Genomic DNA, 17401 nt, shown 5'->3' on the forward strand with positions numbered 1-17401 from the left:
ATTTCAGACGGTGGCAGGTGCCTTCCGGTACAGCGTGGCGAGCATCAGGCCTGCCCCGACAAAGCAGACGAGCGCGTAAAGGCCGCTTCCGATCGGAGTGCCGTCTCGGGTGAAGCCGTTCTCCGCGGCGAAGTACGACGGCAGGGCGCTGATCCAGAAGGCGGCCAGCCCGCCCAGGTAGACGGCGGGATAAAAGCGGGCGAAGGCGGACAGCGGTTCGCTTTCCCCGCGATCCGCCGACCGCAGATGCGAGACGAAGATCCAGGTGCCCGCTATCCAGAGCAGACCCAGTTCGACGCCGAGGACCCACGCCTGCGCCACCGGGTCGGGATCGTCCCCGCCGAAGAGGCTCGACGGGATACCGGCGATCGCCATGGTCGGCGGCGTGAGGACACCGGCGGCCAAAACGCGGAGCACGAGAGATCGTCCCCGTCGCGGCCCGCCGTCCGGCGCCGGGCCACCGGTCAGGCGGACGACCAGATAGGTCATGGCCCCCATCGAGACAGAGGCGAACAACAGCATGCTGTTCATCGGCACCGACGCCATCGCGGGATGGTTCACGATCCGGTTGTCCATATTCCAGGCCCACCATTTCAGTTGCGGGCCAAGGTGATCGAAGACCTCGTAGAACACCTGACAAGCGAACGCGACGGCCACCGACCCGGTGAGCGCGCCACGGCGCCGGAAGATCCCGAGCGACCGTACGAGTTCGTAGGCGACCTGACTGATCATCGGATAGAAGGCCACGATGTAGAGCGGCAGCCGATCCGCCATGAACTGCACGGTGAACAGGTTGTGGGCGAAGATGAAGCCGTACCGCTGCTCGAGACCGAACCATTCCGGGAAGTACAACGGCGGTTCGATCACGAAGAGATAGACCAGCGACGCGCACCAGAGCGCCAGGTTGACCGGATCGCCCTCGCGACGGCGGCGGAGCGCGTGCACCAGGGCGAACACGGCGCCGCCGATGACGAGGAGTTCGAGCAGCGGCATCGTCGGTTCGGCGAGATCCCAGGGAAAGCGGAACGAGACGACGGGGGAGACGTCGTGACAGTCGAAGCCGAGCGCGCGGGTGACGGTCTCCGCGTCCGGCCCGCACACCGCGCTCATCGCACGGCCGCGGTCGCCGTGGCGGCGGCGTCGGGGGAGTAGTCGGTGGCGGGTGGTTCGGCCTGGGGATCGAAGCCGAAGGGAACCCGGTGTTTGCCCAGCGCGGCGCGGACGCGGTAGCGCACGAGCCCCGCCAGCACCCGTGGGTTCCGCAGCATCGCCCCCAAGGACTCGTCGAGGTTGAACACCTTGGCGAAGTGTTCGTCGACCACCGCGTCCTCACGCGCGGCGCCGACGATGAGGCTGAACGCCGGGCTGGACAGCGCCGCGACGACGCGGCGCCGCCACTCGGGCAGCTTCTCGGACCCCACCGCGCAGGCGTAGCCGCCGTCCCTGGCCATCGCCAGGCTCCACGGCACGCTGAGCAGTTTGCGTTGCGCGGCAAGGAAACGTGCGGAGAACTTCGAATCGATACGATTGACGCGGGCGAGATGTCCGCGCAGCAGCAGTGCCGAACCCGCCGCGGAACTGATGCCCTGCGCGTAGAACGGATTGAACGCGCAGATCGAGTCGCCGATGGACACCAGACCCTTCGGTGGTGTGCGCAGCAGGTCGTATCGCCGCCACTTGTTGCCGGTCGAGCGGGTCAGGTGCACCTCCGAGGTGGGGGCGCACCGGTCCATGGCGTCGGCGAACAACGGCGTCCGCACCCGGCGGGCCGATTCGACGAACGCGTCGGTGGTCCGGGGCATCTCGATTCCCCACGATCCCATGCAGGCGATGACCCGGTTTCCCTCGATCGGGAAGAAGTTGACCAGGAACTCGTGCTCGGCGGGATGATCGCCCTTGTCCGGCGTCGGCATGATCACCAGGTGATGCCACCACCAGGACGGCGGCCGCTCCGACGGCGAGGGCAGGTCGTACCAGCGTGAGGTGTAGGTGACCTTGGCGTCGAGGGTCCGCACCTCGGGCTCGGGCCAGCCCGCGGCCGCCAGCCAGGCGCCGACCGGGGAGCCGCGGCCCATCGCGTCCACCACGAAGTCGGCGTCGACGTGCTCGACGCCGGCGGAGGTGGAGAAGCCGACCCCGGTGACCTCTCCGTCGGGGGTGCCGCCGGCCCGCGTGGTCAGGCCGGTCACCGAGACACCTTCGCGGATGACGACGTTCGTCAGGCCGCGCACCTTGTCGCGCAGGACGCGCTCGATGAGGATCCGCGAGCTGTAGATCATCGTCATCGTGCCGCGTTTGCGCGCCGACCAGCCCTCCCCGTCGAGGTAGGCCGCGTCCATGGACGGCATCAGATGCAGCCCGCCCGCGGCGATGAGGTCGTCTTCGAAACCGGGGAAGAGCTCGCCGATCGCGCGGCGGCCGGAGTTCAGCAGGAAATGCGGATGTTTGCTCTGCGGCACGCCACGCCGGTGCTCGGCTTCCGCCGGGAGTTCGTCGCGTTCCAGCACCAGCACTTCGTCGAAGTGCGGGGCGAGCGCTCCCGCGGTGCACAGACCGGCGGCGCTGCCACCCAGGACGACGGCGGTCTTGCCGAGCCGCATGCGGATCAACTCCCGTCATTCATACAAACTGGCCTAGAATGTATGAATGACCGAACCCTCGTGTCAAGGACGGCCCCGCCTGCCCACCAGGCCTCGTGAGTGGTAAGGACGGTTAGAACCGTCATTACCACTCACGAGCAACCGCACCGCGTCCGAACGAGCGGGCGCTATTTGTAGATGACGTCGGAAGCGGAGTAGATGCAGTTCTTGCCGTCCGCTCCGGTGCCGACCTTCTTCGACGACCCGTCACCCTTCTTGACACCGTTGTACTTGTCGCAGATCGAGACCTTCTTGCCGCTGTCGCCGACAAGGGTGACCTTGCTCAGCCGCGCGGTGTCGCCGTAGTTCACGTTGATGCTGACGACGTTCTTCGCCGACATCTCGATCCGTACGTTCTCCACCCGCACGTGCCGGTTCTGCGGGTTGTTGCCGCAGTCGCCGCAGGCCCGGTAAAGCTTGCCGATGCCCTGCGCGGCGAAATTCCGGATGATCATCGTGCCGGGACCGTTGTGCTGGAAGACCTTGTCGCTCGCGCTCAGTGCGCCGCCCCCGTCGATGGTCATCGTCTGCGAGGCCGAGGTGCCCTTGAACGTGGCGGCATCCTCGCCCACGTCTTCCCACCACACGTTGCGCAACGTGCAGGTGCCGAGGCAGTGCACGCCATCGGCGCCGGGTTTGCCGATGATCACGTTGGCGAGCGTGGCCCCGTCGGCGAGTTCGAAGACCGCCTTCTGGCTCTCGCTGCCACCGCCGCCGCCCAGTCCTTGAGGGATGATCCGTTTCATCCCGTAGTCCCGCGAGCCGGAAAACCTGACGGTGGCCGTCACGGTTTCTTCGCCGTTCGCCTTCGGTGGTGTGAGTGCTTGCGCGGGTTGCGCGAGCATCACGATCGCGCTCGCCGCGAAGACCACGGCGGCTCCGCTCGACAAGACGCGGCGCCATCCCTTGCTGGTCATGGAAAACCTCCGGTCGTACCTCCTGGTTTGGCTATCCCCGTGGGAAAGCCTGTGCAGCGTGTAAGCCGGGCTCGCAGGTGAGAGTACGGCCGGGAAAGCGCTTTCCGCAAGGCTGCCGTCCGGGTCACGGGAACTTCGCGGCGACCCAGGCCGCCAATTCCGCCCGCGCGGCCTCGCGGTCGGCCGAGGTCACCCCGGATCCGTTGCCGACGACCGCGAAGTGCACGCGACCGCTGTCGGTGGACGCGAGCATCAGCCGGTTGACGCCGGGTTCTCCCGGTTCCGCGGCGATGGACACCGGTTCGGCGCCGGTGTACGACGGCAATCCTGTGGTGGAGCCGAGATCGCTGACCACGGTCGTGCCCGTGCGGGTGAACGAAGAAGGCAGGTGCAGTTCGGTCGGCGCCTTGCCGCCGTTCGAACGCCACACGAGCACTCCGTACTGTCCCGTGCCGACGACCCGTTTGAGCGCGGGCATCGAATCGGGGATCCGGTTCCAGGACGCGACCGCCCGGTCTTCGTAGGTGAACGCTTTGGTGTCACCCGCGACCATGCGCGGGAAGACCCGGTCGACGAGCTTGCCGTCCATGGTGAGGGTCGCGCTGCCGCCGTCGGTCCGCACCGCGGAGAAGTGCTCGTCGTTCATGGCGTCGCCTTCGGTGCGGACCTTGTCCGGGTTGTCGTTCATCAGCTCGTGGTGGCGGTTGTAGTAGATGTCCCAATGCCATTGGCTGCCGGACAACGGCCGCCCGGAGCCCGCCGCGCCGGACCACCAGTTCGCTCCCGTCACCCGGGAATCCAGCGCCTGGTACATCGCCTTGAGTACGGTGGGCGCCTTGTCGGAGGTGTATCCCGCGACAGGATGGCCGAACTCGGAGACGATCCCGGTCGTGCCGAGGGCCTGGGAACGGTCGCGGATCAGGCCGAAGTCCTTGACGTACTCACCATCGTTGGCCGGCCCGGGTTTGAGGACACCGGATTGTGCCTTCCCGTCGTAGAAGTGCGAATTGAACACATAGCGGTTGCCGAGCGAGGCCACGCCGGTCAGGCCGCCGGGTTCGGCGACCAGGTCCACGTTCTGGTTCCAGAACATGTGCGGTTCCACGAAGGCCGCCTTGTCGCCCCAGCCGGATTGGTCCATCCGGGCGCGGAACTGTTGGTAGAACGGCCAAAGCAGGTCGCGTTCCCAGGTCGGGCCGGTCTGCCCGGAGTCGTAGCGGCCGGCATAGGGCTCGTTGAGCGGGTCGGCGCCGAGAACGAGCCGGAACGCGGCGGGGGAGAGGTTCTCCTTGAGGAAGCGCAGGGTTTCGCCCGCCTGATGGACGAACTCGTCCCTGATCCGGATCGGCCCCGCCGCGGTCGAGAGTTCCCGGTTGTGCCAGAAGTCGTACGTCGCGCTGGTGACGGCCTTGTTGTTCTTGACGTTCTGTCCCCAGTGGAAACAGAGACCGCAGGATTCCGGCGGATAACCGCCCGCGCGGACCACCCAAGCGGGTGCCCCGTCGCCGGTGTACCAGCTCCCGGGGTTGAACAGGTACCTCGAAAACAGGTCCTGGTGGAAATCCAGGTAGACCCGGATGCCTTGGCCGGTGAAGGCGGAGATCTGCTCGGCGACCTTGGCGAGATACGTGTAGTCGATCTTCTTCGGCTCCGGTTCGATCCACGCCCAGGTCACCAGGAACCGCACCGCGTTCGCGCCGGTCAGCCGCCGCATGGCCGCGGCGGAGGTCCGGGCGTCGTCCACCGTCGCGAACGGCAGGCCCCGGAATTCGGCGAGCTTGGCCTCCCCGGACACGTTGAATCCGCGCAGGACCACCTCGCGGCCGTGCTCGTCTCGGAAGGCGTCGCCGGAGACGGCCATGGACCCGTTGTCGAACCACAGTGGTGGTGACTCGGCCGCGGCCGCCCCGGCGGGTAGCGGCGCGAGCAGCAGGACCGCGGACAGGAGAAAGAAAAGTCGTTTCATGGCTTCACCTCGGTAGGTAGGACCGCCGAACGGGTCGCTCATCCTGATCCGGAAACATGAGAAATAATCGCGTTAGTGCACTGTAATGGGAGTGTCCCCCACGCGCCAGAGCGTTACGGGATGATGTGCGAGCGGTGGGTATGATGGGAAACCGGTTTCCGGAGCGGGGGCGGCGTGGGTTCGCAGATCACCTTGGCGGATGTCGCCGAGAGGGCCGGTGTTTCGCTGGCCACGGCGTCGAGGGTCGTCAACGGCAGTGAACGTGTTGTGGGCAAGCGGTTCCGCGAGCGGGTGCTCGCGGCCGCGGCCGAACTCGGCTACACCGCGAACGCCTTCGCGCAGGCTGTCGCCCGCGGCCGCAGCGACGTCGTGGGTCTCGTGGTCGCCGACATCCAGGACCCGTACTTCTCGGTGATCGCGGCGGCCGCCCTCACCGTGGTCGAACCGCACGGCGAGCTGATGCTGGGAACGACGCTGCACCGCCCGGAACAGGAACTGCGCTACGTGACGACGATGCGGGCGCGCCAGGTCCGCGGCATCGTGCTGGTCGGCAGCCGGACCACCGACACCGGGCACACCAAGCGGCTGGCCGAGGCGATCGCGGAGTTCGTCTCCGGCGGCGGCCGGGTGGCGGTGATCGGCCAGGACAAGCTGGGCGCCGACACCGTGCTGCCGCAGAACCGGTCCGGTGCCAGGGAACTGGCAACGGCGTTGACCGGGCTGGGCCACCGTTCGTTCGCCGTGCTCGGTGGTCCCAAGAATCTGCTGACGGCGCGGGACCGGGTCGACGGTTTCGTCGACGGGCTCGCCAAACGGGGCAGGCGGGCCGAAGTGGTCGTGCACAGCGAATTCGTGCGGGACGGCGGATACCGGGCGATGAACGAACTCCTCGATCGGCCGCGAAGGCCCGGCTGCGTTTTCGCGGTCAACGACGTGATGGCGATCGGGGCGATGGCCGCTGCGCGTGACCGCGGCCTCCGCGTCCCGGAGGACATCGCGATCGCGGGTTTCGACGACATCCCGTCGCTGCGGGATCTCGCGCCCACGCTGACCACGGTCCGCCTCCCGCTGGAGGAGATGGGCCGGAAGGCCGCGTCGCTGGTGCTCGACGACGCACGGGAGGGCGGTCGCAAGCGGGTGGTCCGGATCAAGGGCGAGGTCGTGCTCCGCGACAGCACTCGCCGCTGAGCCGGGTCCGCGAACGCGCCTCGTGATTGGACCGTTACGCGGATTCGCCTTGCTCCCGAACGAGTTGTCGATAACGTGAATGCGGCTCCGTTGTGTTAACGCTAACGTTCGAGGGAGAACGAGTGGTGGCCGAGCAGGCGCCGTCGCAGCCGGGAACGGCCGCTCAGTGCTGGGTCGCCGACGGTGGCGCGGTGGTGGCCCGGACGATGAGATACGTGTCCAGCGCTTGGTTGACAGCCACCCGGTGGTCGTCTTCGAGCAGGGCGAGCAGGACGTTGACCGCGGCGCGGCCCGCCGCCTCGGCGGGGATCGACACCGTGGTCAGCGGAGGCGCCGAGATCGCGGCGAAGACGAGGTCGTCGAAGCCCACCAGGCTGATTTCGTCCGGCACCGGGACCCCGCGGGCGTTCAGCCGGGCCAGCACACCGAAAGCGACCATGTCGTTGTACGCGACGATGGCGGTGACGCCGGCGGCGAGCGCGAGGTCCGCGCCCTGCAGCCCGCCTTCGAACCGCGCCGGGAACGGCCCGAACTCCGCGACCTCGATCCCGTGCTCTTCCGCGGCGGGCAGCAGTCCGCGCCTGCGGGCCGCCGACGACCAGGAATCCTTCGGCCCGCCGATGAACGCGCATTTCCGGTGGCCGAGCGCGGCGAGGTGCTGGACGGCCTGGCGCATCCCGCCCGGACTGTCCACCACCACCGACGGGATGCCGTCGACCTCGCGGTTCAGCAGGACCAGCCAGGTGTGCCCGGCCAGGTCGTGGAGTTGTTCGTCCGACATGCTGGGGCTGCACAGCACCAGGCCGTCGACCTGTTTGGCCATGCTGCGGGCGAGGTTCTCCTCGACGACAGGGTCTTGGCCGCTGTTGGCGAACAGTACGGCGACGTCGTCCTGCCGGGCCCTGGCCTGCGCCCCGTCGAGGACGCCCGTGAAGAACTGGTTGTCGAGGTCGGAGACGATGATCCCGAGCTGCCCGGTGGATTTCGCCGGTTTGCGCGGCCCGCCGACGGGGGAGTATCCGAGTTCGCCCGCCGCGGCGAGAATGCGGTTCCGTGTCTCGGCCCTGACCAGATCGGGGGTCGTGAACGTCCGGGAGACCGTCGAGATGGACACCTTCGCCCGTTGAGCGACGTCGTAGATGGTGACGGTCACGAAACTCCCTTTGCGCAGACTTGCACAACATCATGTAAACGGTCTGCCGCCTTGTCAATTCGCGACCTCGCGCCGTCCTCCAGCCTGCCCATAAAAGCGGCTCCTACCTGCGTCTTCGTTCTTGACATCGAGGAGCGGCCGCCCCTAGCGTTGGCTCGCAGAAAACGGGCAAACTTGCAGGATCGGAGACCCAATGGCGGGTACCGCACGCCTTGCCGTCGTCGGCACGTCTGGCTACGCGGCCACTTATCTGCGCAGGGCACGCGACCTGCACGACGAGGGCCTCATCGAGTTCGCGGCGCTCTGCGACATCCGTGAGCCGTCTCCCGCCGCACTCGGGCTGCTGCCCGACGGCGCCACCGTGCACCGTGACATCGACGCGCTGATGCGTTCGGAGAGTCCGGACGTCGTGGTGGTCGTGTCGCCTCCCCACACGCATCGGGCGGTGGCCGAGTCGGTTCTGCTGGCAGGGGGCGATCTGCTGATCGAGACGCCGCCGGTACTCGACCTCGACGGGTATCTCGAACTGACCGGACTCGCCGCGCGCTCCGGCCGGATCTGCCAGACGGGGTTCCAGAGTTTCGGATCGGCGGCGCTGCCCCCGCTGGCGGCCGCGATCGCCCGGGGCGAGCTGGGCGAGGTCACCGGGGTCGGCGCGGCGGGCGCGTGGGTCCGCACCGACGCCTACTACGCGCGCAATCCGTGGGCGGGCCGCCGGTGGCTGGACGGCGAGGCGGTGGTGGACGGGGCACTGACGAACCCGTTCTCGCACGCCGTCGCCACCGCGCTGCTGGTCGCCGGCGTCGAGGAACAGGACCCGTCGGACATCGCACTGGAACTGTTCGGCACCCGGGATCTCGAAGCGGACGACACCGCGTGCCTGCGGCTCCGGTTCGATCGGGGCCCGGAGATCGTGGTGGCGGCTTCCCTGTGCGCGGAACAGGATCACGAGCCGTACGTCCTGGTGCACGGCACCGGCGGGCGGGCGAAGTTCTGGTACAAGACCCATCGCCTCGAGATCAACGACGAGCGGATCCCCGTGGCGCCGCCGTCGGATCTGCTGCGCAACCTGATCGAACACCGGCGGAATCCGGAAGAGATCCCGTTGCTCGCCCCGTTGACCAGGACCCGTGCGTTCGCTTCGGTCGTGCAGGCGGTGCGGGACGCCCCCGAACCCGCGCCGATCCCCGACGGCTGGATCCGCAGTGTCGGGGCGGGTCCGGCCCGGCATCCGGTGGTGCGGGGGATCGCAGAAGAGGTCGCCGTGGCCGCGGAACGACTCGCCCTGTTCTCGGAGATCGGCGTGCCGTGGGCGGGCCCGAACCGGTGGTGGCGTGGTGTCCACCGGGTGCCGGTCAGCTCCTGACCCCGGTGGTCCGCCGCACGACGAGTTCGCTGCCGAGCCGGAGCACGCCGGTCCGCGGTGGGGCGCCGATCCCGCACGCGAGCCGTCCCGCTTCGGCGCCCGCCTCCTGCAGTGGAAGCCGGACGGTGGTCAGCGGCGGCCGGGTGTCCCGGCAGAATCCGGCGTCCCCGAAACCGGCGACCGACAGTTGCCCGGGGACGGCCTTCCCCAGTGCGCGGGCGGCGGCCAGCGCACCCCGCGCCATCAGATCGTTCGCCGCGACGATCGCGGTGACGTCGTTGTGCCGCAACAACTCCTGACTGGCCCGCCAGCCCGAATCCCAGGTGAACGCGCCCTCGACCACCAGTCGCGGATCGTGTTCGCGGGTCGCGGCCCGGAACCCGCGCAGGCGTTCCCGGGTCGCGGGGTCGCGCGGCGGACCGGTGAGGTAGCCGATCCGCCGGTGGCCGAGCCCGGTCAGGAACTCGATCAGCCGGACCGTCCCGCCGATGTTGTCGAAGGTGATGGTGCTCGCCCGGTGGAGGCCGGGGAGCGGCGGTCTGCCGCACAGGACGACGTCGACGCCCCGGCGGAGGAAGTCCTTCAGCAGCTTGGAAAGTTCGAGCCGGTGCCGCAGACCGCGGACGGTGCCGCCGATGAGGATGACACCGCGGGCCCGCAACCGCCGCAGCCGTTCCAATTGCGCGATCTCGCGAAGCGGGTCGTCGCCGGTGCTGCACACCAGGGCCAGGTGGTCGGCGAGGAACATCTGGTGCTGGACGCCGTCGATGATCCGCGCGCAGAACGGGTCCGTCAGGTCGGCGACGAGCACCCCGATCACGCCCGAAGCGGTGGCCCGCGCGCCGCCGTCACCGGGGATGACGTCGTCGGCGGGCATCGGCCAGCCGAGGTCCCGACGCATATCGTCCTCCTCTCCGCTTCCTTGCAGAAAGAAATGACATGATCGCGCAGCGCGAGATCCCTTGTCAAATGGCTGGCTAGCCACCTAATCGGCCGTTGACAGCGGCTTTGTGCCGGTCTTACCGTTCACGCTCACAGTCACACTTTCTGAAAGTTGTGCAAGTTGCGCGACTGTGGGTGTTGCGTGACTGGGGATGGAGCTGGGCATGAGCTCACGGAGACTCCGGGTGCGGTCGGCGATCCTCGCCCTCGCGGTGGCGCCGCTGCTGGCCGCGTGCGGATCCGGTGCGGACGGCGCGGGTGGCGAGGTGACCATTTCCTTCGCCTGGTGGGGAAGCGACGGCCGGGCCACGATCACGAAGAAGGCCGTCGAGCTGTTCGAGCAGCGGAACCCGGGCATCAAGGTGAACACCACCTTTTCGGCGTACAACGCCTACTGGGACAAGGTCGCGACCCAGACCGCCGGGGGAAGCCCGCCCGACGTGATGACGATGGACACCCGGTACCTCTCCGAATACGGGGAACGGAAGGTGCTGCTGGACCTCGACGAAGGTGCCGGCAAGCAGGTGTCGCTCGCCGACATCAACCCGGAGCTGGCCGCGACCGGGACGATCGACGGCAAGCGGTTCGCCGTCCCGTGGGCGCAGAACGCCTCTTCGCTGGTGTACGACCCGGACGCGTATCAGGCGGCCGGAGTGGACCTGGGCAAGCCGATGACGTGGGAGGCCTTCCGCGCGGCCGCCGAGAAGGTCAGTGCCGCCGGCGGGTTCACGACCCGGGGCGTGACCGACTTCGGGCTGCTGGACAGCGCGCTGGAGATCTGGTTGCGGCAGCACGGGAAATCCTTCTACACGGCTAAAGGCGAACTGGGTTTCGGAGCCGGGGACCTGCGCGCCTTCTGGGAGCTGGCCGGAAGGTTCCGGACCACCAGGGCCGGGTCGTCCGCCGACGTGACCGCGTCCAACAACACCTCACCGGAGCAGTCACCGCTGGGCAAGAAGCTCACGAACGCGGAATTCGCTTATGACAGCGTGTATCCCGGCTACCAGAAGGCACGCGGCAAGGACCTCGCGGTCGCGCCCTACCCGTCGGACGACCCCGCCAACACCGGTCAGTACCGGCGGCCGGCGATGTTCCTGTCCGTCTCGGCGAGGGGCAAGGCGCAGGAGGCATCCGCGAAACTGGTGAACTTCCTGATCAACGATCCCGAGGCGGGCAAGATCCTCGGCGCGGAACGGGGGCTGCCGCCGAACCTGAAGATCCGCGGTCAGCTGGCAGCGGAGGCGACCGGCACGAACAAGGTGATCTTCGCCTACGAGGCGGCGATCGAACCGAAGCTCGGCCCCGCGCCCGCCGTGCCGCCCAAGGGAGCGGGCGCCATCCAGAAGCTGCTGCAGCGTACCTACGAAGAGGTCGCGTTCGAACGCCTGAGCCTGGACGACGCCGTCGGCAGGTTCATGTCCGAAGCACAGAAGGACCTGAAATAGGGATGACCGTCCTTCGTGGAACGCCGCCGTCCAAGTCGGTGGCGCCGACGGCCCCACGGGATCGCCGCCCCCGTGGGGCCCGACGGCGCCGCGCCGATCACCAGCCGCAGGCCTACGTCTTCCTCACGCCGTGGATCATCGGCGCCGTCGCGCTGACGGTCGGGCCGATGATCGTCTCGCTGTACCTGTCCTTCACCGAGTACGACCTGTTCACCTCGCCACGCTGGGTCGGGTTCGACAACTACGTCCACATGTTCACCGAGGACGACCGCTACCTGCAGTCGGTCAAGGTGACCCTGCTGTACGTCCTCGTCGCGGTCCCGCTGAAACTTGGCGTTTCGCTGCTGGTCGCGATGATGCTGAACACGCGCGCCGCGTCGAACGGCTTCTACCGCGCGGCCTTCTACGCTCCCTCCCTGCTCGGGGCGAGTGTGGCCGCCGCGCTGGTGTGGCGGGCGATGTTCACCGAAGGCGGCACGGTGAACGAGCTGCTGGAGGGAATCGGCTGGGACACCCCCAGCTGGATCGACGACCCCGCGTACACGCTCTGGTCGATCATCCTCCTGACGGTCTGGCAGTTCGGCGCGCCGATGGTGATCTTCCTGGCCGGGCTCAAGCAGATCCCGCGCGAGCTGTACGAAGCGGCCGAAGTGGACGGTGCCGGTGCCACGCGCAGGTTCTGGCACATCACGTTGCCGATGCTCTCACCGGTCATCTTCTTCAACCTGGTGCTGGAGGCCATCCACGCCTTCCAGGTGTTCACCCCCGCCTTCGTGATCGGCGGCGGCCGCGGCGGCCCGGCCGATTCGGCGCTGGTCTACACGTTGTACCTGTACCAGGCCGGTTTCGAGGACTTCGAAATGGGCTACGCCTCGGCGATGGCGTGGGTGCTGCTCGCCGTGATCGCGCTCGTCACCGCGGTGATCTTCCGGTCCGCCCGGTTGTGGGTCTTCTACGGTGACGAGCGTACGGGGACCAAGTCATGACCGTCCGGCTGAAGACGATCATCTGGCACGTCCTGTGCGTGGCCGCCGTCGCGGTGGTGCTGTATCCGCTGGTGTGGCTGGCTTTCGCGTCGGTCAAGCCGCCGGCCGAAGTGCTGTCCAGCCTCAGCCTGCTGCCCAGCGAAATCGTGCTGGACGGCTACCGGCAGGGCTGGGAAGGGGCGGCGGGGATCGGGTTCGGCACGTTCTTCCTGAACTCCTTCCTCGTCGCGTTCGGCTCGGTGCTGGCCAACCTGGTCTCGTGCACCTTGGCGGCGTACGCGTTCGCCCGGCTGCGTTTCCGGTTCTCCGGGCCGCTGTTCGTCTTCATGATCGCGACTCTGATGCTGCCGCACCACGCGACGCTGATCCCGCAGTACGTGATCTTCAAGCAGGCCGGATTCGCCAACACCTTCCTGCCGTTGATCCTGCCGAAACTCCTCGCCACCGAGGCGTTCTTCGTCTTCCTCATCGTTCAGTTCATGCGCGGGATCCCGCGCGAACTGGACGAAGCCGCGACCATCGACGGCTGCGGTGTGTACCGGACGTTCTGGAACGTGGTACTGCCACTGGCGAAACCGGCGCTCGTCACGACGTCGATCTTCACGTTCATCTGGACGTGGAACGACTTCTTCACGCAGATGGTGTACCTCAACGACGCGGAGAAGTTCACCGTCCCACTGGGACTCCGGCTGTTCGTGGACACCAGCAGCCAGTCCAACTTCGGCGCGATGTTCGCGATGTCTGCGCTGGCGCTCGTGCCGATCGTCTTGTTCTTCCTGGTGTTCCAGCGCCTGCTCGTCGAAGGCGTGAACACCAGCGGGATGAAGGGGTGAAAGCGATGAAGGCGACGCGGCTCGACCGGCTGACGGAGTTCTCCGACTGTCTCCTGCTCGGGATGCTCGTATGCCTGGGATCGGTGCCCGTGGTCACCGCCGGACCCGCCTTCGCGGCCGGCTGTGCCGTGGCCCGCAGGTGGCGGGACGGCGATTCGCCGCCGATGTTCCCGGCCTTTCGCGACGCGTTCGTCCGCCACTTGCCAGGGGGAGTCCCGTTCAGCGCCGCCGCGGTCGCGGTGATCACCGTGCTGTGCGCCGACCTGGCCTTGTTCGGAGCGGGTCTTCCCGGCGGCCGGTCGCTCGCGGTGGTGCTCGCGCTCCTGCTGGCCGCGTCGGTGGTCGTGGTCCTGCGGACCTGCTCCGTGGTGGCTCCTGGGGAAGGATGGCGTGCGGCGCTGCGGACGGCCGTGTATCTCAGCCGGGACGTCCGGGGTTCGGCGTTGCTCGCCGCGGCCGTGGGAGTGGCCGGATTCGTGGTCTGGATGCAGCCGCTGATGCTGCTGATCGTGGCCGGGCCGCTGACCCTGGCCGCCGCGGGGACGGCCCCGTGACGGCGCCGAAGGTGGTCGTCTTCGGGACGGCCGGGTACGCGCTGGTGCATCTGCGCCGGGCACGGGTCCTGCATGACGACGGGGAGATCGTCCTCGCCGGTGCCTGTGACGTGCGGGATCCTTCACCGGAGTCGGCGGACCTCCTGCCCCCCGGAGCCGTGCTCACACCGAGCATCGAGGAGTTGCTGAGGCAGGCCGAGCCGGACATCGCGGTGATCGCCACCCCGCCGCATACGCATCTGGACGCCGCACTCGCCGCCGTGGACGCGGGATGTCAGGTACTGCTGGAAAAGCCACCCGTACTCGATCTCGCGGCCTTCGACCTTTTGTCGGAACGGGCGTCCGCCGCGGGGGTGGAATGCCAGGTCGGCTTTCAAAGCTTCGGATCGGCGGCCTTGACGGTGCTGCGCGAGGCCGTCGAAGCCGGTGCCGTGGGCGAACCCCGGGGAGTGGGCACGGCCGGGGCGTGGATCCGCCGTGATTCGTACTACCGGCGCAACGGCTGGGCCGGTCGGCGTGTCCTCGACGGGAAGTCCGTTGTGGACGGTTCGCTGACCAATCCCTTCGCCCACGCGGTGGCCACGGCGACACTCGTGGCGGGCACGGCAGGCTTGCGGCCGCGGCGGATCGACGTCGAACTTCACCGCGCCAGGCCGATCGAAGCGGACGACACCGCGTGCGCGCGGCTGACCTTCGACAACGGCGTCGACGTGGTCGCCGCGGCCACGCTCTGTGCCGACCAGGTCTTCGAGCCGTATGTGGTGCTGCACGGCGCCGAGGGGGCCGCGAGGTGGTGGTACCGATCGGACCGCCTGGAGATCAACGGCGAGACCATGCGGGCCGGACCACCCACCGACCTGCTGCGGAACCTCGTCCGGCACGTCGAAGAGGGGACCCCGCTGGCCGCCCCGCTGAACCAGACGCGAGCGTTCACCGCGTTCGTCGAGGCGGTCCGGGACCATCCGGGGCCGAAAGCCATCGCGCCGGAATGGGTCGACCTCGCCGACGAGGGGCCGGAACAGCGGTACGTCGTGCGTCACGTCGAGAAATTCGTCGAGTCCGCGGCCGAGGAGCTGGCACTGTTCTCCGAACTGGGCGTTCCATGGGTGACCTGACCCTGACCGAGGGGGACGGCCGCGTGGTCGTCACGGCGGCCGACGTCGACCTGGCGGAGTACGTGGTCGAACCGGACGTGCCCCGGCCGGATTCGCCGAAACCGTACCTGCACCCGCTCAGGACCACGGCTGGCGACGTGGTGAGCGCGGTCCGGCCGCATGATCACCCGTGGCACAACGGCGTGCAGTTCACCGTGGCCAACCTGTCCGGGCAGAACTTCTGGGGCGGCCGGACGTTCGTCCGCGGCCGGGGATACGTCCCGCTCGACAACAACGGCTCGACGCGGCATGTGCGGTGGCAGCACACGGAATGCGAGGACGGCCGGGTGCGGTTGCGGCATCGCCTCGACTGGGAGACCAGGGCGGGGGAGCGTTGGCTGGCGGAGGACCGCACCGTCGAGGTCAGCGACGTCGACTTCCTCGACGGTTCCTGGCTGCTCACCTGGAAGACCAGGGTGCGTAACACGAGTGGGGCGCCGTTGCGCTGGGGTAGCCCGGTGACCGAAGGGCGAACGACCGCGGGCTACGGCGGGCTGTTCTGGCGTGGCCCGCGGTCCTTCACCGGCGGCGGCGTCCTCACCTCGACGGGTATCCACGGCGACGACGCGATGGGGACGCGCGCGGCGTGGCTCGCGTTCACCGGACTGCACGATGTCAGCCTCCGTGCGTCCACTGTGGTCTTCGTGGACTGCCCGGCGAATCCCGTGTACCCCACGCCGTGGTACGTCCGCACGACGCCGTTCCCCGTGGTCAGCTTCGCGGTGACCTTCCACGAGCCGTTGCTGCTCGAACCAGACGAGGAACTCGGCCTGACGCATCACGCCGTCATCGCCGATGGCCGGTGGGAGGAGGACCGGATCGAAGACTATCTCGCTCGGCGCATTCATCCCCGCCGGCACGAGGAGAACAGATGATGCTCGCCAAGATCCTCCCCGCCGTACTCGCATTGGGACTCGTTTCGGCGACACCCGCGACCGCCGACTTCGAGCACCTCGGCCGTCAAAAACTCGGCCCACGAGACGGCTGGGCCGCCGCCACGACCGGCACCACCGGCGGTTCGGCCGCCACCCGCGACCATGTGTACACAGTGGACACCCGCTCGGAACTCGTCGCCGCGCTGCGCGTCGCCGGGCCGAAGATCGTCCAGGTCCGCGGCACCATCGAAGGCAATGCCGACGACGCCGACCGTCCCATGACCTGCGAGCAGTACGCCGATCCCGGATACAGCTTGCCGGCGTATCTCACTCAGTACGATCCGGCCACCTGGGGAAAGGTCCCGCCTTCCGGACCGATCGAAGAGGCTCGCGCGAGGTCGCAGGCCAATCAGGCGAGCCGGGTGTTCGTCGACGTCGGGCCCGACACCACGATCGTCGGTCTGGGCGACGACGCCACCTTCCGCGGGCTGACCCTTCGAGCGGCCGGTGTGGACAACGTGATCATCCGCAATCTCCGGTTCGAGGATGCCTACGACTGCTTCCCGCAGTGGGATCCGACGGACGGGCCTGCCGGGAACTGGAATTCGGAGTACGACAACCTGGTGCTTTCGGGCGCCACCCACGTGTGGGTCGACCGGTGCGAGTTCAGCGACGGCGGCAACACCTCGCGTGACGTCCACTTCGGACGCCCGTACGAGGTGCACGACGGCCTGCTCGACGTCGTCCGCGGTGCGGATCTGGTGACGTTGTCCTACAACAACTTCCACGACCATGACAAGTCATTGCTGATCGGCAACACCGACCGGCCGGACGCCGACGCCGGCAAGCTCCGGGTCACCCTGCACCACAACCTGTTCGAGAACCTCGGATCACGCGCGCCGCGGGTCCGGTTCGGGCAGGTCCATGTGTATAACAACCTGTACGCCGTCCCAAAGGCCACCGCGTTCGAATACTCCTGGGGCATCGGCTTCGAGTCGAAGCTCTACGCCGAGAACAACTTCTTCGCGACCGGCCACGACGTGAGCCCGAGCACCTTCGCGAAATGGTGGAAGGGGACGGTGCTCCACGCCACCGGCACCCTGGCGAACGGTCGTCCGGTGGACGTGGTCGCGGCGCACAACGCCGCCTTCGACCCGGATCTCGGCACCGATGTCGGCTGGACCCCCACGCTCGTCCCGCGGCTGGACGCCACCGCGAAGGTGCCGAGGGAAGTGCTGGCAAAGGCCGGGGTGGGTCGGGGTGGTCGTGAGTGGTAAGTGTCGTTCTAACGGCACTTACCACTCACGACCCGCTGTACCGCCCAGCCTCCGTTCGCGCTTCGCGAGGCTGAAGGGGCCTTTCCTCTCATCGCATGCGGCGAAG

The 17401-nt window shown here is 68.2% G+C and carries 15 protein-coding genes; 9 read left to right on the top strand and 6 right to left on the bottom strand.

The window, feature by feature from the left end; all coding sequences use genetic code 11:
* Positions 1 to 3 precede the first annotated feature (3 nt).
* From L324_RS19290 to L324_RS19305, 4 genes are all read right to left on the bottom strand, one after another.
* Positions 4 to 1110 (bottom strand): hypothetical protein, encoded by a 1107-nt coding sequence (locus tag L324_RS19290; RefSeq protein WP_037310043.1) that lies wholly within the window; start codon positions 1108 to 1110, stop codon positions 4 to 6.
* Positions 1107 to 2600, bottom strand: a complete 1494-nt coding sequence (locus tag L324_RS19295) for an FAD-dependent oxidoreductase (protein ID WP_037310044.1) — start codon at positions 2598 to 2600, stop codon at positions 1107 to 1109. The genes L324_RS19290 and L324_RS19295 overlap by 4 nt, the downstream gene beginning before the upstream one ends.
* Positions 2601 to 2767: 167 nt before the next feature.
* A complete protein-coding gene (locus L324_RS19300; protein ID WP_037310046.1) occupies positions 2768 to 3556 on the bottom strand; it encodes a pectate lyase in 789 nt (262 codons plus the stop codon).
* Between the two features lie 124 nt (positions 3557 to 3680).
* Positions 3681 to 5522 (bottom strand): cellulase family glycosylhydrolase, encoded by a 1842-nt coding sequence (locus tag L324_RS19305; RefSeq protein WP_037310049.1) that lies wholly within the window; start codon positions 5520 to 5522, stop codon positions 3681 to 3683.
* Positions 5523 to 5696: 174 nt separating this feature from the next.
* On the opposite strand from L324_RS19305, the gene L324_RS19310 reads away from it, so the two are divergent.
* Positions 5697 to 6710, top strand: coding sequence for a LacI family DNA-binding transcriptional regulator (locus L324_RS19310; RefSeq protein ID WP_037310052.1), 1014 nt, complete (start codon positions 5697 to 5699; stop codon positions 6708 to 6710).
* Between the two features lie 163 nt (positions 6711 to 6873).
* Here the strand turns inward: L324_RS19310 and L324_RS19315 are convergent, their stop codons facing one another.
* Positions 6874 to 7863: a LacI family DNA-binding transcriptional regulator gene (locus L324_RS19315; RefSeq protein WP_037310054.1), complete on the bottom strand. Its 990-nt coding sequence runs from the start codon at positions 7861 to 7863 to the stop codon at positions 6874 to 6876.
* A 193-nt stretch (positions 7864 to 8056) separates the two neighbouring features.
* Here L324_RS19315 and L324_RS19320 point away from each other — a divergent pair, with 193 nt between their 5' ends.
* Entirely contained in the window at positions 8057 to 9229 is a 1173-nt protein-coding gene (locus L324_RS19320) for a Gfo/Idh/MocA family protein (protein WP_051173972.1), read from the top strand.
* Here the strand turns inward: L324_RS19320 and L324_RS19325 are convergent.
* Positions 9219 to 10130, bottom strand: a complete 912-nt coding sequence (locus tag L324_RS19325) for a LacI family DNA-binding transcriptional regulator (RefSeq protein ID WP_051173973.1) — start codon at positions 10128 to 10130, stop codon at positions 9219 to 9221. The genes L324_RS19320 and L324_RS19325 overlap by 11 nt on opposite strands.
* Positions 10131 to 10335: 205 nt before the next feature.
* Here L324_RS19325 and L324_RS19330 point away from each other — a divergent pair, with 205 nt between their 5' ends.
* Genes L324_RS19330 through L324_RS19360 form a run of 7 tightly spaced genes read left to right on the top strand, consistent with a single transcriptional unit; the run spans position 10336 to position 17295 of the window.
* Positions 10336 to 11616, top strand: coding sequence for an ABC transporter substrate-binding protein (locus L324_RS19330; protein WP_051173974.1), 1281 nt, complete (start codon positions 10336 to 10338; stop codon positions 11614 to 11616).
* 2 nt (positions 11617 to 11618) lie between these two features.
* Positions 11619 to 12602, top strand: a complete 984-nt coding sequence (locus L324_RS19335) for a carbohydrate ABC transporter permease (RefSeq protein WP_037310057.1) — start codon at positions 11619 to 11621, stop codon at positions 12600 to 12602.
* Positions 12599 to 13435: a carbohydrate ABC transporter permease gene (locus L324_RS19340; RefSeq protein ID WP_037310060.1), complete on the top strand. Its 837-nt coding sequence runs from the start codon at positions 12599 to 12601 to the stop codon at positions 13433 to 13435. Before L324_RS19335 ends, L324_RS19340 begins: the two co-directional genes overlap by 4 nt.
* 5 nt (positions 13436 to 13440) lie before the next feature.
* Complete coding sequence (locus L324_RS19345) at positions 13441 to 13989, top strand: DUF624 domain-containing protein (RefSeq protein WP_081736405.1); 549 nt, start codon at positions 13441 to 13443, stop codon at positions 13987 to 13989.
* Positions 13986 to 15104 carry a Gfo/Idh/MocA family protein gene (locus L324_RS19350; protein WP_037310064.1) on the top strand — a complete coding sequence of 373 codons (1119 nt, stop codon included), beginning with the start codon at positions 13986 to 13988 and terminating at the stop codon, positions 15102 to 15104. The genes L324_RS19345 and L324_RS19350 overlap by 4 nt, the downstream gene beginning before the upstream one ends.
* Complete coding sequence (locus L324_RS19355; protein ID WP_037310066.1) at positions 15092 to 16018, top strand: DUF6807 domain-containing protein; 927 nt, start codon at positions 15092 to 15094, stop codon at positions 16016 to 16018. The genes L324_RS19350 and L324_RS19355 overlap by 13 nt, the downstream gene beginning before the upstream one ends.
* Positions 16015 to 17295 carry a pectate lyase family protein gene (locus L324_RS19360; RefSeq protein ID WP_161780866.1) on the top strand — a complete coding sequence of 427 codons (1281 nt, stop codon included), beginning with the start codon at positions 16015 to 16017 and terminating at the stop codon, positions 17293 to 17295. The genes L324_RS19355 and L324_RS19360 overlap by 4 nt, the downstream gene beginning before the upstream one ends.
* Positions 17296 to 17401 lie beyond the last annotated feature (106 nt).

This window comes from Amycolatopsis orientalis DSM 40040 = KCTC 9412 (genome assembly GCF_000478275.1).
In the GTDB taxonomy this organism is placed as follows: domain Bacteria; phylum Actinomycetota; class Actinomycetes; order Mycobacteriales; family Pseudonocardiaceae; genus Amycolatopsis; species Amycolatopsis orientalis.

Bases quoted from the DNA above. Each gene is read 5' to 3' on its own strand.
- L324_RS19290 (WP_037310043.1), bottom strand. From the start codon at position 1,110: ATGAGCGCGGTGTGCGGGCCGGACGCGGAGACCGTCACCCGCGCGCTC.
- L324_RS19295 (WP_037310044.1), bottom strand. From the start codon at position 2,600: ATGCGGCTCGGCAAGACCGCCGTCGTCCTGGGTGGCAGCGCCGCCGGT.
- L324_RS19300 (WP_037310046.1), bottom strand. From the start codon at position 3,556: ATGACCAGCAAGGGATGGCGCCGCGTCTTGTCGAGCGGAGCCGCCGTG.
- L324_RS19305 (WP_037310049.1), bottom strand. From the start codon at position 5,522: ATGAAACGACTTTTCTTTCTCCTGTCCGCGGTCCTGCTGCTCGCGCCG.
- L324_RS19320 (WP_051173972.1), top strand. From the start codon at position 8,057: ATGGCGGGTACCGCACGCCTTGCCGTCGTCGGCACGTCTGGCTACGCG.
- L324_RS19325 (WP_051173973.1), bottom strand. From the start codon at position 10,130: ATGCGTCGGGACCTCGGCTGGCCGATGCCCGCCGACGACGTCATCCCC.
- L324_RS19330 (WP_051173974.1), top strand. From the start codon at position 10,336: ATGAGCTCACGGAGACTCCGGGTGCGGTCGGCGATCCTCGCCCTCGCG.
- L324_RS19335 (WP_037310057.1), top strand. From the start codon at position 11,619: ATGACCGTCCTTCGTGGAACGCCGCCGTCCAAGTCGGTGGCGCCGACG.
- L324_RS19340 (WP_037310060.1), top strand. From the start codon at position 12,599: ATGACCGTCCGGCTGAAGACGATCATCTGGCACGTCCTGTGCGTGGCC.
- L324_RS19345 (WP_081736405.1), top strand. From the start codon at position 13,441: ATGAAGGCGACGCGGCTCGACCGGCTGACGGAGTTCTCCGACTGTCTC.
- L324_RS19355 (WP_037310066.1), top strand. From the start codon at position 15,092: ATGGGTGACCTGACCCTGACCGAGGGGGACGGCCGCGTGGTCGTCACG.
- L324_RS19360 (WP_161780866.1), top strand. From the start codon at position 16,015: ATGATGCTCGCCAAGATCCTCCCCGCCGTACTCGCATTGGGACTCGTT.